7 protein-coding genes are annotated in these 24,397 nt (G+C 73.8%); 4 read left to right on the top strand and 3 right to left on the bottom strand.

Going from position 1 to position 24,397, the window contains the following annotated elements:
- Window positions 1–171: 171 nt before the first annotated feature.
- From ASC60_RS16075 to ASC60_RS44085, 3 genes are all read right to left on the bottom strand, one after another.
- Complete coding sequence (locus tag ASC60_RS16075; RefSeq protein WP_055551401.1) at window positions 172–801, bottom strand: YigZ family protein; 630 nt, start codon at window positions 799–801, stop codon at window positions 172–174.
- 9 nt (window positions 802–810) lie between these two features.
- A complete protein-coding gene (locus ASC60_RS16070; protein WP_159043276.1) occupies window positions 811–1,128 on the bottom strand; it encodes a hypothetical protein in 318 nt (105 codons plus the stop codon).
- 129 nt (window positions 1,129–1,257) lie between these two features.
- A complete protein-coding gene (locus ASC60_RS44085; protein WP_055551396.1) occupies window positions 1,258–1,575 on the bottom strand; it encodes a helix-hairpin-helix domain-containing protein in 318 nt (105 codons plus the stop codon).
- A 559-nt stretch (window positions 1,576–2,134) separates the two neighbouring features.
- On the opposite strand from ASC60_RS44085, the gene ASC60_RS16060 reads away from it, so the two are divergent.
- The 4 genes from ASC60_RS16060 to ASC60_RS16045 all read left to right on the top strand — a co-directional run bounded on the left by ASC60_RS16060 (window position 2,135) and on the right by ASC60_RS16045 (window position 24,391).
- Window positions 2,135–2,932 carry a hypothetical protein gene (locus ASC60_RS16060; protein WP_055551394.1) on the top strand — a complete coding sequence of 266 codons (798 nt, stop codon included), beginning with the start codon at window positions 2,135–2,137 and terminating at the stop codon, window positions 2,930–2,932.
- Window positions 2,933–2,946: 14 nt separating this feature from the next.
- Window positions 2,947–4,146 (top strand): copper amine oxidase, encoded by a 1,200-nt coding sequence (locus tag ASC60_RS16055; protein WP_055551392.1) that lies wholly within the window; start codon window positions 2,947–2,949, stop codon window positions 4,144–4,146.
- Window positions 4,147–4,201: 55 nt separating this feature from the next.
- Entirely contained in the window at window positions 4,202–5,587 is a 1,386-nt protein-coding gene (locus ASC60_RS16050; RefSeq protein ID WP_055551390.1) for a serine hydrolase, read from the top strand.
- 114 nt (window positions 5,588–5,701) lie between these two features.
- Window positions 5,702–24,391 carry a non-ribosomal peptide synthetase gene (locus ASC60_RS16045; protein ID WP_063787150.1) on the top strand — a complete coding sequence of 6,230 codons (18,690 nt, stop codon included), beginning with the start codon at window positions 5,702–5,704 and terminating at the stop codon, window positions 24,389–24,391.
- Window positions 24,392–24,397: the final 6 nt, after the last annotated feature.

Raw genomic sequence — 24,397 nt, 5'->3', positions numbered from 1 at the left:
GCTGTCCCGTCATCCCCAGCGGATCAGCGAGCGGCGTCGGATGCGGTCAATCGCAAGACGGAGGGGCGCCCTCGTACCGGGTCGTACTCGGGCGATCCCGACAACGCGGCGAGTGGCCGTAGCCGGCGCCAGGAGCCCGCCGGGGATGACGGGACAGCCCTTGGCCCCTGCTCAGGGGGCCTCTTCGTATGCCTCGCCGCCCAGTTCGAGGCCGGCCGTCCCCGCGGTGGCGTCCGCCAGCCAGCCACGGAAGGCCGCCACGTCCGCCTCGGGCAGCCCCACCTCGATGGTCACCGCCTCCGCGTACCGGACGTCCCGTACCACCCGGCCCGTCGCGCGCAGGTCGTTCTCCAGCTTTCCGGCCCGCTGGTGGTCGACGGTGACGGTCGCCAGCCGGAACCGTCGGCGGGTGACGGTGCCCAGCGCGTCCAGCGCCTCGCCGACCGCTCCGCCGTACGCGCGGATCAGCCCGCCCGCGCCGAGCTTCACGCCCCCGAAGTAGCGGGTGACCACGGCCACCGCGTACCGCACCTCGCGGCGCACCAGCATCTGCAGCATCGGCAGGCCCGCGGTGCCGCCCGGTTCCCCGTCGTCGCTCGCCTTCTGTACGTCGCCGTCGGCGCCGATGACGTAGGCGAAGCAGTTGTGGTTGGCGGTGGGGTGTTCCTTGCGGATCCGCTGGATGACCTCCTGGGCCTCCCGCTCGGTCGCGGCGGGCGCGAGCGTGCAGAGGAAGCGGGACTTGTTGATCTCGACCTCGTGCACGGCTTCGCGCGCGACCGTCCGGTACTGCTCCTGCATGCGGTCAGCCTACGTCCCGGCCTCTTCGCGGGGGACGGGCAGGAGTGCCGCGTGGGCCGCCGCGGCGAGCACCACGGCGGCGAGGGTCCATGAGATCCAGTCGCCCGGGTCGGGCAGCCACTGCCGGCCCAGGGCGACGGGGTAGATGACCGCCGCGTAGACGGCGGGGACCGCGTGCCGCACGATGCCCTTTCTGGCGGCGCCGAGGAACAGCACCGGCGCCAGCAGCCCGGCGGAGAACACCACGCCCACGACCCAGAGCGCGCGGTGCCGCCGACTGGTGTACATGGGGGCGTTTGCGGAGACGGCGGCGGGGAATTCGTTCACATTTACCTCTCGGCGGTCGGTGTACCAGTCATGGGCATGGGCATGGACACGGATACAGGCACGGTTCGATCATTTGGCCGATTCTTCACTCCCCGCACTCCAGTTCCGATGGAATGTTCGAGGAGATCGCTAACCGCCCGGTTCGGAGCGGAGACAGCTGAGCGCGCGCCGCGCGCTCGCGGCTCCGATTCCCTCCAGATCGCGCAGCTGCCGGGCGGAGAGACTGGACAATCGTTCGACACTGTCGACGCCGGCCCGCAGCAAGGTGTTGGCCAGCCGATGCCCGAATCCGTCATGTCCCAGAACATCGAAGAGTTCGCCGCCCTCACAGGAACAGCCGGCCTCCCGGGCCGGTGTCCCCGGCCCCTCCCCCCGTGCGCGGCACGCGGAGCACACATCGATCACCCGGCCACCCCGGAGCGTCCTGGCCCAGCTCAGCGGGACCATCGCCGCTCGCGCCGCGCTCACGCTGTCGGCCGCGTCGGAGGTACAAGTGGCGCCACAGATGTCACATCGAATGGTGATCAAATGGCTCATGTGAGCATGATGGCAGACACGTCGCCAACAGGCTTTGTACGTCGTCACTTTGCGGCCTTGCGGCCCCGCGCACAGCATTCCCCGGATGCCGCGTCTCCCACCTCCGAAATCGTGGTACTCGGCGAATTGCTGCCCATCGGCACATGCGTTCTTCACGGTGCCTTCATTACAAATGCGACTGTTACCGCGCCCGACGGGGTGAAAACGTGAGCCGACAGTGGACAGCGCAGAGTCCGGGGGGGATGCGCGCGCTGAGTGCGGAAAGCGTGAGGAAGCGTCTCGATTCATGCGAATGAGGCGAATGAGACGCACACACCAGCGGTCACACCCCCTTGATGCCTGCCGGGTGCTGTCACGGAGCCCTGCCCGGGCTCACTTGACCGACAACGGGAACGGCTGGGTGATGACGATCAAGGCCACTGGGGACGGTAGGGCCGACGGGACGGGCGACGGGAAACGGAGATGGCGCGTGTCCGCGGCCGTGGGCCTGGCCGCGGTGCTGACCGGCGGGGGGATCGTGGCGCTGAAGGCGACCGGATCGCCCGCGCCCGGCGACTCTGCCCCCGCGGCGAGCGTCGCCTCGCACACCGGGCCGCTGACGTCGAAGGAGACCCGGGAGGCGTCCCGGATCGCCGTCGGCGCCGCCACCGGGCAACGGCCCACACACCGGGGCGGGCAGAAGAACACCCAGGACGAGAACACCCACGACGAGAACACCAAGGGCGGGAGCGCCAAAGGCACCGAGGGCGGGGAGAAGAACGCCGCGGGCGGTTCCGGCGCCGAGGTGCTGGACACCCGCCGCCCGCCGCGCGCCAAGTCGACCGCCGCCCCCGCCCCCGACAGCGAGGCCGAGGTCCAGCTCTACGACTACGCCTCGGACAGCCTGATCACCCGGCTCGTCGATCTGCGTTCCGGCAAGGTCGTGCGCTCGACCCGGCAGCACGGCGTCCAGCCGCCGCCCACCCTGGCCGAGGTCCGGCAGGCGGTGAAGGTCATCCTCGCCGACCGCCGGCTCGGCGACGGAATGCGCGCCTCCTACCGGGCGGAGACCAAGAAGCGGCTGACCTCGCCCTCCCAGCTGCGGGTCCAGGGCATGTCGTTCCTCGGGACCCGCGCCAAGGGCGTCAAGGGGGCCGAGCAGGTGTCGCGGTGCGGCACCCACCGGTGCGTACAGCTCTTCGTGCGCGTCCCGGGCGGCAAGTGGATCGACACCAGCAGGATCGTCATCGATCTCTCGGCCGGGCGCACCGCCGTCATCGGCCTGTGAGGGGGCTTCCGTTCGTGTTCAGTTCGTTTCGGCGTGCCCGTGTGCTCATGGCCGTGGTGGGTCTGCTGACGCTGTGGGTGCCGGGTCCGGCGTCCGCCGCTCCCCGGAAGGCCCCGGCGGCTCCCTCCTGCCCCGAGGCCGATCGCGTCGACAAGACGCTGAAGAACGGCGCCCGCTGGCAGATGTGCTGGAACATCGACCGCAGCACCGGTGTGGAGCTCGGCGATGTGACGTACACCCCCAACCGCGGCACCCCGACCCGCGTCCTGAAGAGCGCGTCGCTCGCCGAGGTGCACGTGCCCTACGACAGCGGCCAGCCGCGCTTCTACGACGTGTCGTCCATCGGCTTCGGCGACCTCGGGCAGGGCACGCTCACCAAGCTCTCGAAGGACGACTGCCCCACGGGCAAGCTCTGGAACTACCAGGACACCCCGGTGATGTGCAGTCAGGAGCAGTCGCGGCCGTTCGCGTACAAGAGCGCGGTGGAGAGGAGCGTGCGGCACGGGAGCGATCTGGTCGTGTTCTCGGTGTCCGAGATCGGCTGGTACGACTACATCATGGAGTGGCACTTCTCCGACGACGGTGCCATCACCCCGCGAGCGGGCGCCACCGGTTCCCTCTCGCCGTTCGCGTTCTCCGACGCGGCCCACGGCTGGCCGACGGGCGTGGGCTCCCAGCGGTTCAGCGAGAACCACACGCACAACATCTTCTGGCGGCTGGACTTCGATGTGAACGGCCAGCCGAACAACGTCGTGGAGCAGTACGACTTCGAGGGCAGCGGCACGGCCGAGCGCACCATGAAGCGCACCAAGCTGTCCAAGGAGACGGGGGCGGACCTGGCGCCCGCCCGCTTCTGGCGGGTGGTGAACCCGGCGGCCGAGAACGACGACGGCCACCCCATGTCCTGGGAGATCGACAACCACGACAGCGATCAGTACCGGGGTCCGGGCGATACCGAGAAGTTCACGCATCACGACGTGTATGTCACCCAATACCGAGAATGCGAGCGGCTGGCCTACGGCAACACCGCGAAGGGCTGCGCCGCCTCGGTCGACACGTACACAGACGGCGAGAAGGTCACCGACCCGGTCGCCTGGGTGAGCGTCGACTACCACCACGTGCCACGGGACGAGGACCAGGACCCGATGCCCACGCACTGGCAGAGCTTCCGGATCGTCCCCCGGGACGTCACGGCGGCGAGCCGGCTGCCGTGACCGACCGGGTTCGCCCCGTCCCCTCCCACCGTCCATCCGCGGCAAGGAGTGCCCAGTGTTACACCGGCCCACGGATACGTCCGGCGACGAGCGGCGGCCCACGGCCCGCCACGACCTCCCAGACCGCCTCCACGCCCTGGCGCGGGCCCATCAGGTGCCCGGAGCCCAACTCGCCGTGCACAGCGGCGGAACCACCCGCGCCGTGCACACCGGAGTGCTGGACTCCATAACCGGGGAGCCGTTCACCGCCGACACGGCGGTGCCCATCGGCTCCCTCACCAAGTGCTACACCGCCACCGTCGTCATGCTCCTGGTCGCCGACGGCGACGTGGAGCTGGACGACCAGCTCGGCGACCATGTGCCGGAACTGCGGCGGGCCGGGCCGCCGTGCACGGTGCGGCAGGTGCTCAGCCACACCGCCGGGCTCGCGTCCGGGCCCGACTCCGACCATGTCGCCGCGCTGACCACCGCGCGCTATCTGCAGGCCCACTGCACCGACGGCACGCTGGTGATGGCCCCGGGCACCGACTTCTCCTACTCCAACGCGGGCTATGTCGCGGCGGGCCGGCTGATCGAGACGGTCACCGGGATGAGCTGGCAGGAGGCCGTACGGTCCATCCTGCTGGAGCCGCTGGGCACCGTGCCGTCGTTCATCGGCGCACCCGGTGCGCCGGGGCGGCAGGCCGCTCGCGGCCACTCGGCCAACAAGGCGGCGGGCCGGACCCGGCCGGTGCACCAGAACCTCGCCCCGGCGGAGGCCGCCGCCGGTGCCCTGATGGCCAGCGCGCGGGACCTGGTGGCGCTGGCCCTGGCCCACACCCACGACGGCCCGGGCGGGCTGCTGCCGCCGGAGCTGGCGCAGGAGATGCGGCGGCCGGTGCCCGGTGCCGACCCCGGTGTCCTCGCCGACGGCTGGGGGCTGGGGTTCGCGCTCTTCCAGCGGGACGCGGCCACCTGGTTCGGGCACGACGGGAACGCCCAGGGCACCTCCTGCTATCTGCGGGCCGATCCGCGCACCGGCACCGTGGTCGCCTTCACCAGCAACTCCAACAGCGGCGCCGACCTGTGGCACGAACTGTCCGGCGAGCTGGAGGAGATCACCGGCATCCCGGTCCCCGGGGCACCGGCCCGGCCGCGTCCGGCCACCCCCATGACGCCTCCGGCCTCCCCCACGGCCGCGACGGCGCAGTGCACCGGGATCTATCTCAACGGCGATGTCGAGTACCAGGTGACGATGAGCGACAGCGGCACGCTCGCCCTGTCCGTGGACGGTGACGTCCCCGCGCCACTGGTCTGCCACGAGGACCTGACCTGCGACCTGGTGGACCCGTCCTCCGGACGCCGGATTCCCGGTGGCCGCTTCGTGCGCGACCCGCGCACCGGAGCGGTCGACCGCATTCAGCTCTCGGGCCGGATGGCCCGTAAGAGCGCCCTCGTCTGAGGTTCTCCACCGCACTCCCCACCACGGCCGTCTCCCCCGCCTCGCCACGGCCGCGCGCGGCACCTCATCACCCGAGTTCCACCCCTTTCAACCGCTCCGAAGGGCCGCACCGACATGACGGACCACTACGACAACGCATCGGATCCCGCGTCCTCGCCCCAGGGCGCCCCGGGCCTGCCTCCCGCGGCGTGGAACGCCACGCCCCGGGCCGGCTCCCGCAGCCCCCTGGGTGAGCTGTTCGCGTCCTGGGCGGCCCGCACCCCACGGGCCGCGGCGCTGGTGGCCGGAGACCGGACGTGGTCCTTCGGTGAGGTCGACGCCTGGGCGAACCGGCTGGCCCACCACCTCATCGGGCGCGGTGTGGGGCCCGAGCGCGTGGTGGCCCTGGTCCTGCCGCGCTCGGCCGAGCTGGTGGTGGCCGAGCTGGCGGTCGCCAAGGCCGGGGCCGCGTTCCTGCCGGTGGATCCCGCGCACCCCGAGGAGCGCCGGGCGATGATGCTGGCCGACGCCCGGCCCGTGGTGGTGCTCGACGACCCGCAGCGCATCCGGGCCGTGACCGGCCCCGAGCACACGCCCGGCGACGCGGACCGGCTCGCCCCGCTGCTGCCGGAGCATCCGGCGTACGTCATCTACACCTCCGGCTCCACGGGTGTGCCCAAGGGCGTGATGGTGCCGCACGCCGGTCTGGGCAACTTCTCGGCCGCCACCGCCGACCACTACCGCGTCCGGCCGGGTGACCGGGTGCTGCAGTTCTCCTCGCCGAGCTTCGACGCCTCCGTACTGGAGCTGTGCTCCTCCCTGCTCGCCGGGGCGGCGCTGGTGGTGCCCCCCGAGGGCCCCCTGCTGGGCGCCGAACTCGCCACCGTGCTGCGGGAACACCGGGTGACCCATGCCCTGATCCCCCCGGCGGCGCTGGCGACCGTACCCGCGGAGGAGGTCCACGGGCTGCCGGAGTTCCGCACCCTGATCGTGGGGGCGGAGGCGTGCCCCGCCGATCTGGTGGACCTGTGGGCGCCGGGCCGGCGGATGGTCAACTCCTACGGGCCGACCGAGGCCACCGTCGTGGCCACCTGGACGGACGCGCTTCAGGCGGGCTCCGGCAACCCGCCGATCGGCCGCCCGCTGCCGGGCACGCGGGTGTTCGTGCTGGACGAGGCGATGCGGCCGGTGCCGGTGGGCTCGGTCGGGGAGCTGTACATCAGCGGCGCGGGCGTGGCCCGGGGCTATCTCGGCCGCCCGGGGCTGACCGCGGACCGCTTCGTCGCGGCCCCCTTCGGGCCGCCCGGCGTCCGCATGTACCGCACCGGCGACCTGGCCCGCTGGAACGCGGACGGCGAGGTGGAGTTCCTCGGCCGGACCGACCACCAGGTCAAGGTGCGCGGTTTCCGCATCGAACTGGGCGAGGTGGAGGCCGCGCTCGCCCGCCACCCGGACGTCCGGGCCGCCGTCGTCACCGTCCGGGAGGACGAGCCCGGGCTGAAGCGGCTGGTCGGCTATGTGGTACCCGCCGCCGGGAGTTCGAAGCCCAGGGCCGCGGAGCTGCGGGCCGCGGCGGCCCGGCTGCTGCCCGCCCACATGGTGCCGTCCGCCTTCGTCGTGCTGGACGCGTTCCCGCTCACCCCGCACCGCAAGGTCGACCGGCAGGCGCTGCCCGCCCCGTCCGCCACCGCCGAGGGGCACTCCCGCCACATCGCCCCGCGCACCCCCGCCGAGGCCGCCCTGGTCCGCGTGTGGACCGAGGTGCTGCCGGTGGACGCCGTGGGCGTCGAGGACGACTTCCTGGGGCTCGGCGGCGACTCCGTCCTCGGTGTCCGGCTGCTGTCCCGGATCCGGGCGGAGCTGGGCGTGGAACTGTCGCTGCGCGAACTGCTCGACGCCCGGACCGTGGCGCGGCTGGCCACGCGGCTGCCGGAGGAGACCCCCGACGCGACGGAGGCGCCGATTCCGCCCGCGCCCCGCGACCGGCCGCTGCCGCTGTCCGCCGCCCAGCGGCGGCTGTGGTTCCTGGACGATCTGACCTCCGGCGGCACCGAGTACAACACCGGGGCCGGGCTGCGGCTGAGCGGCCCGCTCGACACCGGCGCCCTGCGCCGCGCGCTGGCCACCCTGGCCGCCCGGCACGACGCGCTGCGCACCACGTTCGTCACCGTGGACGGGCACGGTGTGCAGCGGGTCGCCGAGCACGGCACCGTTCCGCTGGCCCACGCCGACCTCGGCGAGCTGCCCGCCGCGGAGCGCGACGCCGCCGTCGACCGGCTGCTGACCGACGAGCTGAACCGCCCCTACGACCTCGCCGTGGGCCCGCTGACCAGGGCTCTGCTCATCCGGCTCGCCGAGGACGACCACGTACTGCTGCTGGCCCAGCACCACATCGTCACCGACGGCTGGTCGGTCGGGATCCTGGTCCGCGAACTGACCGCGCTGTACGAGGCGGAGGCCACCGGGGCCGACGCCGGCCTCGCCGAACCCGCGCTGCAGTACCCGGACTTCGCCGTGTGGGAGCGGAACCGCCCCGCCCCGCCCGGGCAGGACACCGATCTGAAGTACTGGCGGGACCGGCTCTCCGGGATGCAGACCCTGGAGCTGCCCACCGACCGCCCGCGTCCCCCGGTGCGCGCCACCACCGGGGCGGTGCACCGGCGTGAGCTGCCCGCCGATCTGGTGGCCGCCCTCGGCCGGCTCGGCCGGGAGCGGAACACCACCCTGTTCACCCTGCTCGCGTCGTCCGTCGCGGTCCTGTTCTCGCGCTACTCGGGCCAGCGGGACGTGGCCTTCGGCACCGTCACCAGCGGACGCCACCGCAAGGAGCTGGAGTCGGTCGCCGGATTCTTCGTCAATACGCTGGTGCTGCGCGCCGACGTCGACGGGGACAGCACCGTCGAGCAGTTCGTGGACGCGATGCGCGAGACCGTGCTGGACGCCTTCAGCCACGACAGGCTGCCGTTCGAGCGGGTCGTGGAGGAGCTGGCGCCGGGGCGCGACGCCAGCCGCAACCCGCTGGTGCAGGCGCTGGTCGTCCAGCAGAACGCCATGGTGCCCGCCCGGGAGGCCGGGGGCCTGACGATCGCCGAACACTCCCTGCCGCGGCCCGCCGCCCGGTTCGACCTGGTGCTGGAGTTCCTGCCCCGCGACGACGGTTCGCTGGGGCTCACCGTCGAGTACAACTCCGATCTGTTCGACGCCCGGACGATGGAACAGATGGCCGGGCATCTGCACCGGCTGCTGACCCGGATGGTGGCCGACCCCGGCACCACCCTGATCGAACTGCAGATGCTGAGCGACGCCGAGTGGCACCAGCTGCTCGACGCCTGGAACGGCCCGGGCCAGGCCGCCACCGAGGCGACGCTGCCCGGACTCTTCGCCGCGCGGGCGGCCGCGCAGCCGCGGGCGACCGCCGTGACCTGCGGGGAGACCCGGCTCTCCTACGACGAGGTGAACCGGCGCGCCAACCAACTCGCCCGGCTGCTGATCGACCGTGGCGTCGGCCCCGAGGAACTGGTGGCGCTGGCCCTGCCGCGCTCGGCCGACCTCGTCGTCGTCCTGCTGGCGGTGCTCAAGGCGGGCGCCGGATATCTGCCGGTGGACCCCGGATACCCGGCCGAGCGCATCGCGTTCATGCTGCGGGACGCCGCGCCCTCGACCATCCTCGCCACCGGGAAGACGGCGGGCAGCCTGCCCGCCGGGGCCGAACCGCTGGTGCTGGACGACGCGGCGGTCCGCGCGGAGCTGGCGCGGCGGGCGGACGGCGACATCACCGACGCCGAGCGCACCGGACCGCTGGACCCGGCCCACCCCGCCTACGTCATCTACACCTCCGGGTCCACCGGTACGCCCAAGGGCGTGGTGGTCGCCCATCGGAGCGTGGCGGGCCTGGCCGCCTGGGCCGAGGCCGCGCTGGGGCGGGAGCGGCTGACCGGGGTGGTCGCCTCGACCTCGCTCAACTTCGACGTGTCCGTGTTCGAGATCCTGTGCCCGCTGCTGGCCGGTGGCAGCATCGAGGTCGTCCAGGATCTGCTGGCCCTCGCCGACCCCGCGAACCGGCCGCGCGCGACCGGGCTGATCAGCGGCGTGCCGTCGGTGTTCGCCCGGCTCCTGAGCGGGGACGCCGGGCAGACCGACGCCGGGCCCCTCGACACCGGGCAGGGCGACGCGGGGCGCGTCGACGCCGGGACCGTCGTCCTGGCGGGCGAGGCCCTGCCCGCCCAGACCGTACGGGACATCCGGGCGACGCTGCCCTCCTGCCGCATCGCCAACATGTACGGGCCGACCGAGGCGACCGTGTACGCCACCGCCTGGTTCGCCTCGGGCCCGCTCCCCCGGCAGGCGCCGCCGATCGGGCGGCCCGTCGCCGGCACCCGCGCCTACGTCCTGGACCCGACGCTGCGGCTGGTGCCGCCCGGGGTGACGGGCGAGCTGTACCTCGGCGGCCAGGGCCTCGCCCGGGGCTACCTCAACCGGCCGGGGCTGACCGCCGACCGCTTCCTCGCGGACCCGTTCGGGGCGCCCGGCAGCCGGATGTACCGCACCGGTGACCTGGTGCGCTGGGACAGCGATGGCCAGCTGGAGTACCTGGGCCGGGCCGATGACCAGGTGAAGATCCGCGGCTTCCGCATCGAACTGGGCGAGGTCGAGACGGCGTTGCTGCGCCACCCCGGCGTCGCCGAGGCCGCCGCCGTCGCGAAGGAGACCGGCGGCCACAAGCGGCTCATCGCCTACGTGGTGCCCGCGCCGGGCGCCACACCGGACCCGGCCGCGCTGCGCACGTTCCTCCGGGGCGGCCTGCCCGACTACATGGTGCCCGCCTCGGTCCTGGTCATGGAGCGGATGCCGCTCAGCCCCAACGGCAAGCTGGACCGGAGCCGTCTGCCCGACCCGGACTGGTCGCAGTCGGCGGCGCCGGGCTACGTGGCGCCGCGCACCGCGACCGAACGGACCCTCGCCGCCGTCTGGGCCCGGATCCTCCATGTGGAACGCATCGGGGTGGAGGACAACTTCTTCTCCCTCGGCGGCGATTCGATCCTCAGCATCCAGGTGGTCTCCCAGGCACGGCAGGCCGGGCTCTCCGTCACCTCCCGCGATGTCTACCGCCACCAGACGATCGCCGCCCTCGCCCTGCACCTGGACTCCGCGGCCGCGGCTCCGCGAGCCGCCGCCACCGATGGCGAAGCGGCCACCGGGGATCTGCCGCTGACGCCCATCCAGCACTGGCTGTTCGAGCACGACCCCGAGCGGGCGGGGCACTTCAACCAGACGATCTCCCTCGTCCTGCCCGAGGACGTGGACACCGGCGCGCTGCGCGGCGCCCTGGAGACAGTCGTGGCCCACCACGACGCCCTGCGCTCCCGCTTCCCCCACGAGGACGGCGGCCGGCACCAGCGCATCGACGGCGGTGGGAGCGCGGACCTGCTGCGCCGCCACACCGGGGACGGCGAACCGCACCTCGGCGGCTTCGACCTGGCGGCCGGGCCGCTGCTGCGCGCGGTGATCGAGGCGGACGCCGGGCCCGGGGGGCGGCCGGTACTGCACCTCACCGCGCACCACGCCGTCGTGGACGGGGTCTCCTGGCGCATCCTGCTGGAGGACCTGGACAGCGCGTACCGCGGCCTGGCGCTGCCCGCCGCGTCCTCCCCGCTGCGCCGGTGGGCCCGGCGGCTGAACGACCACGCGCGTGGCGGTGGGTTCGACGCCGAGGCGGCGTACTGGACCGAGGTGGCCGGTGCCTGCGATCCGTCGCTGCCGGTGGACCTGGCCGGGGCGGACGGGGCGGCCGGGGCGAACACCTACGCCTCGGCCCGGTCGGTCACCGTCACGCTCGACGAGGACGAGACCACCGCCCTGCTCCAGACGCTGCCCGAGGTCTACCGCACGCAGGTCAACGACGTGCTGCTGAGCGCGCTGGCCCGGGTGCTGGGCCGGTGGACCGGGCGCGCCCGGGTGCCGGTGGACCTGGAGGGCCACGGCCGCGAGGAGATCTTCGAGGAGGTGGATCTGTCCCGTACGGTCGGCTGGTTCACCACCCGCTTCCCGGTGGCGCTCGACCTGGCCGGCCTTCCCCTGGACGCCTGGGGGGACGTACTCAAGTCCGTCAAGGAGCAGTTGCGGGCCGTGCCGCAGCGCGGCCTGGGCTACGGGGCGCTGCGCCATCTGGCCCGCCCCGAGGGGCTTCCGTCCGGTCCCACGGCCGGGGTCAGCTTCAACTACCTGGGCCAGTTCGAGCTGCCGGGCGACGGCGACGGGCTCTTCCGCGGCCTCCACCGCGAACTGGCCCTGGACACCGACCCGGAAGGCCTGCGGCCGCATCCGCTGGAGGTGGTCGGCCGGGTCGAGGACCAGCGGCTCGCGTTCACCTGGTTCTACTCCGCGCATCTGCACCGGGAGGAGACCGTCGGCGAGCTGGCCGGGGAGTTCCTGCGGGCGCTGCGCGCCATCGCGCGGCACGCCGCCGCGCCCGGCGCGGGCGGCCGCACCCCGTCCGACTTCCCGCTCGCCTCCCTCGATCAGGCCACGGTCGACCGGCTGGTGGGCGACGGCAGCGGGGTGGAGGACATCTACCCGCTCACCCCCACCCAGGCGGGCATGCTGTTCCACGGGCTGTCCCAGGACGACCGGCGCGCCTACTTCCAGCAGCTCACCTTCGTCCTCGACGGGGTGCCCGACCCTCGGGCGCTGGCCGACGCCTGGCAGCGGGTCACCGACCGCACCCCGGGCCTGCGCGTCCGCGCCGAGTGGGACGGGGTGCCCGAGCCGCTGCAGGTGGTGGAGCGCGGGGCCCGGGTGCCGGTCACCCGGCTCGACTGGCGCGGGCTGTCCGAGGCGGAGCGCCGGGAGGAGGCACGGCGGTTCCTCGCCGAGGACCGGGAGCGGGGCCTGGACCTGGCCGTCGCGCCGCTGATGCGGCTGGCGATCGCCCGGCTGTCCGACACCGAGGTCCAGGTGGTGTGGACGTTCCACCATCTGATCCTGGACGGCTGGAGCCTGTTCCAGGTGCTGTCCGACGTCTTCGCCTGCCATGCGGCCGGGGCGGGGGCCGCGCTGCCCAGCCGCCGCCCGTTCCGCGACTACGTGGCCTGGCTGCGGGACCGCGACTGGGCGGAGGCCGAGGAGCACTGGCGCGCCCGGCTCGGCGATCTGTCCGAGCCCACTGTGCTGCCCTTCGACCGGGAGCCCACCGAGACCCATCACGCGGAGTCCACCGCCGAGGTGCGGGTCACGCTGCCCGCGGACGCCTCCCACCGGCTGGCCGAGCTGGCCAGAGGCGCGGGGCTCACCATGAACACCCTGCTCCAGGGCGCCTGGACGCTGCTGCTGTCCCGGTACACCGGCCGCGCGGACGTGGTCTTCGGGACCACGGTCTCGGGCCGCCCGCCGGAGCTGCCCGGCGCCCCGGCGATGACCGGTCTGTTCATCACCACCGTGCCGACCCGGCTGCCCGTCCCCACGGGCGGCACCCTGCTGTCGTGGCTGCGGGAGGTGCAGGAGCGGCAGGCCGAGGACCGGCGGTTCGACTTCGTACCGCTGACCCGGCTGCGGTCCATGACCCGGCTCGAAGAGCGGGTGAATCTCTTCGACAGCATCGTGGTCTTCGAGAACTACCCCGTCGGCGGGGACCTCGCCGCCGCGCACGGGCTGGCCCTGCGGGACCTCGACGGCGTCGAGACGACGAACTACCCGCTGAGCCTGGTGGTCTACCCCGGCGAGGAGATGGCGCTGCGGCTCGGCTACGACCCGTCCCTGTTCGACGCGGCGACGATTCGGCGCATGGCCGAGTACCTGTCGGTGCTGCTGACGAACATGGCCACCGGCGCGGACCGGGCGCCCGCGCGCCTTCCGGTGCTCGGCGACGCCCGGCGCGCCCAGGTGCTGCGGGAGTGGAACGACACCACGGCGCCGCTGTCCGAGGGGTCGCTGGCCGACCTCTTCGCCGCCCAGGTGCGGCGGACACCGGACGCGCCCGCCCTGGACGGCGACGGCGGCCCGGTGAGCTACCGCGAGCTGGAGGCGCGCGCCAACCGGCTGGCCCACCGGCTCATCGGGCTCGGGACCGGGCCGGAGCGTCCGGTGGCCGTGCTGATGGACCGGTCCGTGGAACTGGTGGTCGCCCAGCTGGCCGTCGTCAAGGCGGGCGGGGTGTACGTACCGCTGGACACCCGTGCGCCCGAGGACCGGCTCCGGGTGGTGCTGGCCGAGGCGACGGCGGACGTCCTGCTGACCGACCGCGCCTGGGAGCGGACCGCCGCGGACCTCGGGCACGACGGGCGCACCCTGCTGGTGGCGCCCGGCGCCCAGGGCGGCGACGAGCCGTCCGGGCCGCCCGCGGTGGACATCTTCCCCGACAACACGGCCTACCTGATGTTCACTTCGGGCTCCACCGGACGGCCCAAGGGCGTCGCGGTCCGGCACCGCGATGTCACCGCCCTCGCCCAGGACCGCGCCTTCGCCCGCCACGACCGGGTGCTGGTGCACTCCCCGCAGGCGTTCGACGCCTCCACCTACGAGGTGTGGGTGCCGCTGCTGCGCGGCGGCACGGCCGTCCTGGCGCCGGTGGGCGACGTGGACACCGACGCCGTACGCCACGCGATCACCGGGCACGGGGTGAGCTGCCTGTGGCTGACCGCCGGTCTGTTCCGGCTGCTGGCGCAGGAGGCGCCGGACTGCCTGCGCGGCGCCCGGGAGGTGTGGACCGGCGGTGAGGCGGTGCCGCCCGCGGCGGTGCGCCGGGTGCTCGACGCCTGCCCCGACCTGACGGTGGTCGACGGCTACGGGCCCACCGAGACCACGACCTTCGCCACCCGGCGCTTCTTCCGCGCCGGTGAGGACCTGCCCGGCACCCTGCCCATCGGACGCCCGATGGACAACACCCGCGTCTACGTCCTGGACGGCGCCCTCCAGCCGCAACCGCCGGGCATCCCCGGTGAGTTGTACATCGCGGGCGCCGGTCTCGCCCGTGGCTACCGGAACCGGCCGGGGCCCACGGCCGAGGCCTACGTCGCCGACCCGTTCGGGCCTCCCGGCTCCCGGATGTACCGCACCGGGGACCTGGTGTCCTGGACCGTCGACGGCGAACTCGCCTTCGTGGGCCGCTCGGACGACCAGATGAAGATCCGCGGCTTCCGCATCGAACCCGGCGAGATCGAGGCCGCGCTCACCCGCCACCCGTCCGTCGCCGAGGCGGTCGTCGCGCTCGCGCGGGACGGGGAGCGCAAACTGCTGGCCGCCTATCTGGTCCCGGTGCGCGGCGAAGCCGTGCCCGAGTCCGCGGAGCTGCGGTCCCTGCTGGGCCGGCAGCTGCCCGACTACATGGTGCCCGCGGTCTTCATCACCCTGGACGAACTGCCGCTCACCGCCAACGACAAGGTGGACCGCCGCCGCCTTCCGGCGCCCGACTGGGCGGCGGCCACCACGGGCGCGCAGTACGTGGCGCCCCGCACCGACACCGAGCGGATCCTGGCGGAGATCATGGGTCCGCTGCTGGGCCGGGAGCGGATCGGCGTCGAGGACAACTTCTTCATGCTCGGCGGGGACTCGATCCTCAGCATCCAGGTCGCCTCGCGCGCCCGGCAGGCGGGCCTGACGGTGACGCCCAGGGAGCTGTTCCGGCACCCCACCATCGCCTCGCTCGCCACCGTCGCCACCGCCACCGCCCGGCCCGCCGCCGACATGGGACCGGTGAGCGGCGAGGTGCCGCTCACCCCGATCCAGCACTGGTTCCTCGGGACGGGCAGCCCCCGGCCCGAGCACTTCAACCAGTCGGTCCTGGTCGAACTCGACCGGGACCCCGACCCCCGGGCGCTCCGTCAGGCCCTCCGGGCGCTGCTGGTCCACCACGACGCGCTGCGGATGGCTTACGAGCGCCGGGCGGACGGCACCGTACGGCAGTACTGCCCGCCGCCGGACGAGACGGGCGCTGACCCGCTGCGGGAGGTGGACCTGTCCGGGCTCGCGGAACCGGAACGGCGGGCCGCCGAGGAGGCGGCCATCGCCGAGGCGAACGCCGGGTTCGCCCTGGAAACCGGGCCGCTGCTGGCCGCCCGGCTGCTGCGCCCGGGCCAGGGCTCGCGGCCGACGCTCTTCCTGACCGCGCACCACCTGGTGGTCGACGGCGTCTCCTGGCGGGTGCTGCTGGAGGACCTGGAAACCGCCTACCGCCAGGCGCTCGACGGCGCCCCGGCCGGTCTCGGCGCGCGCACCACCTCCGTACGGGACTGGTCCCGGCGGCTCACCGAGCACACCGCGGCGGGCGGCTTCGACGCCGAACTCCCGCACTGGACGGCGGTGGCCGCCGACTGCGCCGCCGGGATTCCCGTGGACGGCGAGGGCGAGAACACCGTCGCGGCCATGGAGTCGGTGACCGTGGCGCTGGACCGGGAGCGGACCACGGCCCTGCTGCGGCAGGTGCCCGAGGTCTACCGCACCCGCGTGGACGACGTGCTGCTCTCGGCGCTGGGCCGGGTGCTGGCCGAGTGGACCGGGCGGCGGCGGGTCACGGTCGACCTGGAGGGCCACGGCCGGGAGGAACACCTCCTCGACGGCGTGGACCTGTCCCGCACCGTCGGCTGGTTCACCACCATGTTCCCGGTCGCCCTGGACATCCCGCAGGTCCCGGGCGACGGCTGGGGCGAGACGCTGAAATCCGTCAAGGAGCAGCTGCGGGCGGTGCCCGGCAAGGGCATCGGCTACGGCGCGCTGCGCCATCTGGCCCCGGACGCGCCGCTCGCGGACGCGGCGGAGCCCGGCATCAGCTTCAACTACCTCGGCCAGTTCGACTGGTCGGACGCGGGCGGGACCGGCGGCGGCGACGCCCTGGTCCGCACCGTGCGGGGTGGCTTGAGCGGTGACGCCGCGCCGGAGTCGCCCCGGGCGCACCTGCTCGACATCGTGGGCCGGGTCGAGGGGCACCGCCTGGAGATCACGTGGCACTACGGCTCCGGGACCCACTCCGAGGAGACGGTGGCCCGGCTGGCCGGGGACATGCTCCGCGCCCTGGAGGACATCGTCGCCCACTGCGCCGGCCCCGCCGCGGGCGGCCGCACCCCGTCGGACTTCCCGCTGGCCCGGCTGGACCAGGCCGCGGTGGACCGGGTGGCCGCCGACGGGCGGTCGGTGGAGGACATCTATCCGCTGACCCCGATGCAGGCCGGGATGCTGTTCCACAGCCTCGTGGACCCGGCGTCCGACGCCTACTTCAACCAGGTGCAGCTGCGGCTGACCGGGGTGACGGACCCGCGGGCGCTGGCCACGGCGTGGCAGCGGACCGCGGACGCCAACCCGATCCTGCGCACCCGCCTGGTCTGGGCGGACACCCCCGAACCCCTCCAGGTCGTGACGCGCCGGGCCACCCTGCGGATCGCCCACCACGACTGGACCGGACGGTCCGGGGAATGGCGCGAGGCCGAGCTGAACAGGCTCCTCGCCGACGACCGGGCCGAGGGCATGGACCTCGGCAGCGCGCCGCTGACCCGGCTGGCCCTGATCCGGCTGTCGGCCGACGAGGTGCGGCTGATCTGGACGTTCCACCATGTGCTGCTCGACGGCTGGAGCGCGGCGCAGGTCTTCGACGAGGTGTGCGAGCGGTACGCGGCGCTCACCACCGGGCGCGGCGCCGAGGTACCCGCCCGGCGGCCCTTCCGCGAGTACCTGGGCTGGCTCGGTGAGCAGGACACGGCGGAGGCCGAGCGGTTCTGGCGCGAGGCGCTGGCGGGCTTCACCGCCCCGACCGAGCTGCCGCGTGACCGGCCCGCGGCCGAGGCGCACCGTTCGGCGTCGTCGGGCTCGCACCGGGTCACGCTCGGCGCCGAGGAGTCCGCGCTGCTCCGCGCCGTCGCCCAGTCGGGCGGGCTGACGATGAACACGGTGGTGCAGGGCGCCTGGGCGCTGCTGCTGTCCCGCTACAGCGGGGCGGACGACGTGGCGTTCGGGACCACGGTCTCGGGGCGGCCCGCCGCGCTGCCGGGGGTCGAGTCGATGGTCGGGGTGTTCATCAACACCCTTCCCACCCGGGTCAGGGTGGACGGCCGGAGCCCGCTGCTGAGCTGGCTGGGGGAACTCCAGACGGCGCAGTCGGAGTCCCGGCGCTTCGAGTTCGTGTCCCTGGCGCAACTGCAGAGCTGGAGCGAGGTGCCCGGCGGGGTCGGCCTCTTCGACAGCATCGTGGTCTTCGAGAACTACCCCTTCGACAGCGAGGCCATCGCCGCGCACGGGCTCGGCATCCACCAGGAGCGGGACCTCGAACCGACGAACTACGCGCTCAGCGTCGTGGTGGCGCCCGAGGAGCGGCTGTCGATCTCGCTGGACTACGATCCGGCCGCCTTCGACGCCGCCACGGTCGAGCGGCTGGGCGGGTGCCTGCACGGGCTGCTGGCCGAGATGGCGGCCGATCCGGAGCGGCGTCTTGAGGAGCTGCCGCTGATCGGCGCGGCGGAAACCCGCCGGATCCTGGACGAGTTCAGCGGTCGCGTCGCCCCGGCGCCGGGCGCGGTCCTGCCGGAGCTGTTCGAGGCGCAGGCGGCCCGTACCCCGGACGCGGTGGCCGTGCGGGGTGCGGGGACACAGCTGACCTACCGGGAGCTGAACGAGCGCGCCAACCGGCTCGCCCGGCTGCTCATCGGCGCGGGAGCCGGTCCCGAGCGCTTCGTGGCGCTGTCGCTGCCGCGTACGCCGGAGCTGGTGGTGGCGCTGCTGGCGGTGCTCAAGAGCGGCGCCGGATATCTGCCGGTCGACCCCGCGTACCCGGCGGAGCGCATCGAGTTCATGATCGGCGACATCGCCCCGGACATCGTCCTGACCACGCGGGAGACGGCTCCCCGGATCCCGGTCGGCCCGGGTCACCGGATCCTGCTGGACGACGCGGAGACCGGCCGGGCGCTGGCCGGGCTGGGCGCCCAGGACGTCGGCGGCGCCGAGCGCGTCGCGCCGCTGGTCGCCGGCCATCCGGCGTACGTCATCCACACCTCCGGGTCGACGGGGAAGCCCAAGGGCGTCGTCGCCACCCACCAGGGTGTCGCCGCGCTGGCCGCCTGGGCGGGCGAGGAGTTCGGCGCGGTGGGGCTCTCCCATGTCGTGGCGTCCACCTCGCTGAACTTCGATGTGTCGGTCTTCGAGATCATCTGCCCGCTGCTGACGGGCGGCTCCCTGGAGATCGTGGCGGATCTGCTCGCCCTGGCCGAGCGGCCGGAGCCCTGGACGGCGTCCCTGATCAGCGCCGTGCCCTCGGCCCTCGCACAGGTGCTCGGCAAGGGCGGCGTCTCCGTCACGGCCGACACGGTGGTGCTGGCGGGCGAGGGCCTGGCGGCCCGTACGGTCCAGGAGGTCCGCGACGCCATCCCGGGCTGCCGGGTGGCCAACATCTACGGGCCCACCGAGGCCACCGTCTACGCCACCGCCTGGAGTTGCGACCCCGCCGACCCCGGGCGGACGCCGCCGATCGGCTCCCCGGTCGCCGCCACCCGGGCCTACGCGCTGGACGCGCGGCTGCGGCCGGTGCCCGTCGGGGTGCCCGGCGAGCTGTACCTGGCCGGTCCGGGCCTGGCCCGGGGGTACTCCGGCCGTCCCGGACTGACCGCGGACCGCTTCACGGCCGACCCCTTCGGACCCGCGGGCAGCCGGATGTACCGCACCGGCGACCTGGTGCGGTGGGACGCGGACGGGCAGCTGGAGTACCTGGGCAGGACCGACGACCAGGTCAAGGTGCGGGGCTTCCGGATCGAGCTGGGCGAGGTCGAGGCCGCCCTCGCGCGCCACCCCGAGGTCGCCGAGGCGGCCGCGGCGGTGGTCGACACGGACGGCCACAAACGGCTGGTCGGCTATGTCGTCCCGGCTCCGGGGACGACGGCGGTCGATCCCGCCGCGATGCGCGCGTTCCTCGCGACGAGCCTGCCGGACCACATGGTGCCCGCGGCCGTCGTCACCCTGGAGCGGCTGCCGCTGGGCACCAGCGGCAAACTCGACCGGCGGGCGCTGCCCGCCCCGGACTGGGCCGCCCCCGCCGCCGGCCATGTGCCGCCCCGGACGGAGACCGAGAAGGCCCTCGCCGGGATCTGGGCCGAGGTCCTGGGGGTGGAGCGGGTCGGCGTCGACGACAACTACTTCACCCTCGGCGGCGACTCCATCCTCAGCATCCAGATCGTCTCCTCCGCCCGCCGGGCGGGGATCGAGCTGACCCCACGCCATCTGTTCGTCCACCAGACCGTCGCGGACCTGGCCGCCGCCGCCCGGGACGTCCCGGCCACGGCGGTCGCGGCCGAACAGGGGCCGGTCGTCGGCGAGGTGCCGCTCACCCCCGTCCAGCACTGGCTGTTCGCGACCCTCCCGGACAGCCCCGGCCACTTCACCCAGTCGGTCTCCGCCGAGCTGGCCGGGCCGGTGGACGAGGCCGCGCTGCGCGCCGCCCTGGACACGCTGGTCGACCACCACGACGCGCTGCGGCTGCGCTTCGAGCCCATCGGGAACGGCCATTGGCGCCAGCACAGCGTCCCGCCCGGCGGCCATGGGCCGGTGCTCGACGTCCACGACCTGTCCGCCACCGGCCCCGGATCGCACGAGGCGGTCATGCGGGATGCGCAGATGCGCGTCCGCGCCGGATTCCGGCTGGAGCAGGGGCCGTTGTTCAAAGCCGTGCTGTTCCCGCGGGGCGACGGGGAGCGCCCGGTCCTCAGCCTGATCGCCCACCATCTGGTGGTGGACGCGGTCTCCTGGCGGATCCTGCTGGAGGACCTGGACACCGCCTACCGGCTGATCGTCGCCGGGCGGCCCGGGAGCCTGGGCCGCAAGACCACCTCGTTCCGCGCGTGGTCACGGCGGTTGGGCGAACACACCGTCGCCGGGGGCTTCGACGCCGAACTCGGCCACTGGACCGCCGCGCACGGCTGCCCCGGCCTCCCCACGGACGCCGAGGGGCCCAACACCGCCGCCAGTGAGGAGACGGTGACGGTCCGGCTGGACACCGAGGAGACCCGGGCCCTGCTCCAGGATGTGCCCGGCGCCTATCTGACCCGGATCAACGACGTGCTGCTGTGCGCGCTGGGCCGGGTGCTGAGCCGCTGGACCGGTCAGGACCGGGTGCTGGTCGCCCTGGAGGGACACGGCCGCGAGGAGATCTTCGAGGACACCGATCTGTCCCGTACGGTCGGCTGGTTCACCTCCATGTTCCCCGTCGCCCTGGACGGCGGCGCCGGAACCGGTCTCGAGGAGGCGCTGAAGACCGTCAAGGAGCGGCTGCGGGCGATCCCCGGGAACGGGCTGGGCTACGGGGCGCTGCGCCATCTGTCCGGCGCGGCCGCGCCGGATCTCCCCGAGGACCCGCAGATCAGCTTCAACTATCTGGGCCAGCTCGACTGGGACCTGCCGGACGGCGGTCTGCTGCACTCCCTGCGCAGCGGGCTCGAGGGCGATATGAGCCCGGAGGCGCCCCGGCCGCATCTCCTCGACGTGGTCGGCCGGGTGGAGCGCAAGGAGCTGGAACTCACCTGGTCCTACTCGCGTCACCGGCATCAGCGCGGCACGGTGCTCCGGCTCGCCGAGGAGACCCTGGACGAGCTGCGCGCGATCATGCGGCTGTGCACGGAGGGGGAGGCGGGCGGCCGCACGCCCTCGGACTTCCCGCTGGCCGCCCTGGACCAGGAGACCGTCGACCGGCTGGCGGGCGACGGCCGGGACGTGGCCGACATCTATCCGCTGACGCCCACCCAGAGCGGGCTCGTCTTCCACGGGCTGGCCCAGCGCGGCCAAGGGCTCTATGTGGAGCAGGCGACCTTCATCCTGGACGGCGTCCGGGACTCCCGGGTCCTCGCCGCCGCCTGGCAGCACGTCGTCGACCGCACCCCGGTGCTGCGCAGCGAGGTCGTGACGCGGGGGGTGCCCGAGCCGCTGCAGCTCGTGCGCCGCAGCGCGGCCGTACCCGTCGAGGAGCTGGACTGGAGCGATCTGTCGGAGGACGAGCGCCGGGCCGCGCTGGAGCGGCTGCTCGACCAGGACCGCGAGCGAGGGCTCGATCTGGCCACGGCGCCGCTGCTCCGCGTCACCCTGGCGCGGCTCTCTCCGACCGAGGTGCAGGTGCTGTGGACCTTCCACCATGTGCTGCTCGACGGCTGGAGCGTCTTCCAGGTCCTGACCGACGTCTTCGCCGCCCATGCCGCCCTGGCCGCGGGTGAACAGCCCCGGCTCCAGGCCCGCAGGCCGTTCGCGGACTATGTCGCCTGGCTCGGCCGGCAGGACCGCGCGCAGGCCGAGGCGCACTGGCGCAAGACACTGACGGGGTTCACCACACCCACTCCCCTCCCCTACGACCGCAAGCCGACCGCTGAGGCCGCCACCCGGTCCTCGCGGTGGCTGTCGCAGCGGCTCGGTGAGCAGGAGACCGCGGCCCTGGAGGACTTCGCCCGACGGCACCGGCTCACTCTCAATACGATCGTCCAAGGCGCTTGGGGATTGCTCGTATCTCGCTTGAGCGGAGAGTCGGACGTCTGCTTCGGGGCGACCGTCTCGGGACGGCCGACCGAACTGCCCGGCGCCGACAGCATCACCGGCATCTTCATCAACACCCTTCCGGTGCGGCTGACCGTGAACGAAGGCGACGAAGCCGCCGAAGGCGCGGAGGGCGCCCTCACGGTCCCGTGGCTGCGCGGGCTCCAGACCGACCAGGCGGAGGCGCGCGGCTTCGGCCAGGTCCCGCTGTCGCAGCTCCAGGGCTGGAGCGAGGTGCCGGGCGGGGCGGACCTCTTCGAGAGCCTGGTGGTGTTCGAGAACTACCCGATCAACAGCTCCGCCGCCGCCGAACACGGGCTGCGGGTGCGTGAACTCCAGGCCCTGGAGTCCACCAACTACGCGCTGACCGTGGTCGTCTCGCCCGGCCCGGAACTGTCCGTCGAACTCGGCTACGACCCCCGGCTCTTCGAGGAGACCACCGCCGAGGGGCTGGCCGCCCAGCTGACGCACGTCCTCGGCGCGCTCGCCGCGGCACCCGACGATCAGCGGCTGGACCGGATCGAGACCCTGCCCGCCGCGATGCGCGAGCGGCTCCTGGTGGACTGGAACGACACCGTCCGCCCCGCCCCGCTGACGACCCTGGCGGACCTCTTCGAGGCCGCCGCGGACCGTCACCCCGACGCGCCCGCGGTCCTCGCCCCCGGCGCCGGGCTGTCCTACGCGGAGCTGGACGCCCGGGCCAACCGCCTCGCCCACCGCCTCATCGCGCGCGGTGTGGGACCCGGGCGGATCGTCGCCCTGGTGCTGCCCCGGTCGGTGGAGATCGTCGTCGCCCAGCTCGCGGTGGCCAAGGCGGGCGGCGCCTATCTGCCCGTCGACCCCGGCTATCCCGCCGAGCGCGTCGCCCTGATGCTGGAGGACTCCGCCCCGCACCTCACCCTCCGCGACATCGGCGAGGACACCGGTGGCCCCGCGCACCGGCCCACCGACCGGGACCGGTCGCGTCCCGTCGACCCCGACGACCCGGCCTACGTGATCTACACCTCCGGGTCCACCGGCACCCCCAAGGGCGTGGTGGTCACCCACCGCGGGATCGGGAACTTCGCCGCCGCCGAGGCCGAGCACTACGAGGTGCGGGAGGGCGACCGCGTCCTGCAGTTCGCCTCGCCCAGCTTCGACGCCTCCGTACTGGAGCTGTGCATGGCGCTGCCCACCGGCGCCGCGCTCGTGGTGCCGGAGCCCGGGCCGCTGCTGGGCGAGCACTTGGCGCGCGTGCTGCGCGAGCAGCGCGTCACCCACACCCTCATCCCGCCCGCCGCGCTGGCCACGCTGCCCGCCGGAACCGAGAAGGAGCTGCCCGAACTGCGCACGCTGATCGTGGGCGGGGACGCCTGCGGCACGGAGCTGACGACCCGCTGGGCCCCCCACCACCGCATGGTGAACTCCTACGGGCCCACCGAGGCCACCGTGGTCGCCACCTGGTCCGACCCGCTCGTCGCGGACGGCGCCCCGCCGCCCATCGGGCGGCCCGTCCCCAACACCCGGGTGTATCTGCTCGACGCGCGGCTGCGCCCGGTGCCCCCCGGGGTGCCCGGTGAGCTGTGGATCAGCGGCCCGTCGCTGGCCCGCGGCTATCTGAACCGCCCCGGGCTGACCGCGTCCCGCTTCCTCGCGGACCCGTTCGGGCCCGCCGGATCGCGGATGTACCGCACCGGCGACCTGGCCCGCTACGACGCCGGGGGCCGCATCCACCACCTGGGCCGCACCGACCACCAGATCAAGCTGCACGGCTACCGCATCGAGGCCGGTGAGGTGGAGACCGCCCTGGTCGGCCATCCCTCGGTCGCCGAGGCCGTGGTGACGGTCCGGGAGGACGAGCCCGGCGTCCGCAGGCTGGTGGCGCACCTCGTGCTCGCCCCCGGTGCCACCGCCCCGGCCGACGCCGAGCTGCGCGCCGAGCTGGGCCGTACCCTGCCCGGCTACATGGTGCCGTCGGCGTTCGCCGTCCTGGAGCGCCTCCCGCTCACCGAGAACGGCAAGACGGACCGTGCGGCGCTGCCCGCGCCCGGCCCGGCCACCGCGGCACCGGCCTCCGGCCATGTCGAGCCGCGCACCCCGACGGAGGAGGTCATCGCGGAGATCTGGTCCGAGGTCCTGGGGGTGGATCCGGTCGGCGCCGAGGACGACTTCTTCGCCCTGGGCGGTGACTCGGTCCGCAGCCTGCTGATCGCCTCCCGGGCGGGTGAGGCGTTCGGCCTCGACCTGACGCCGCGGGACATCATGACCGCGCACACGGTCTCCTCCCTCGCCGGGCTGGTCGAGGAATACATCCTGCGCGAACTCGAAGACGCCGCTTCGGGCGGCAGCGACCACGACGAACGGTGAGGACAG

The sequence above is a fragment of the Streptomyces sp. NBRC 110028 genome, from assembly GCF_001417735.1.
In the GTDB taxonomy this organism is placed as follows: domain Bacteria; phylum Actinomycetota; class Actinomycetes; order Streptomycetales; family Streptomycetaceae; genus Streptomyces.
Note: the sequence above shows the minus strand (reverse complement) of the source record. Positions and strands in the feature narration are given on the sequence as shown.

What these genes read in the sequence shown, in the direction of transcription:
- ASC60_RS16075 (WP_055551401.1), bottom strand. Translation starts at nt 801, where the DNA reads ATGCAGGAGCAGTACCGGACGGTCGCGCGCGAAGCCGTGCACGAGGTC.
- ASC60_RS44085 (WP_055551396.1), bottom strand. Translation starts at nt 1,575, where the DNA reads ATGGTCCCGCTGAGCTGGGCCAGGACGCTCCGGGGTGGCCGGGTGATC.
- ASC60_RS16045 (WP_063787150.1), top strand. Translation starts at nt 5,702, where the DNA reads ATGACGGACCACTACGACAACGCATCGGATCCCGCGTCCTCGCCCCAG.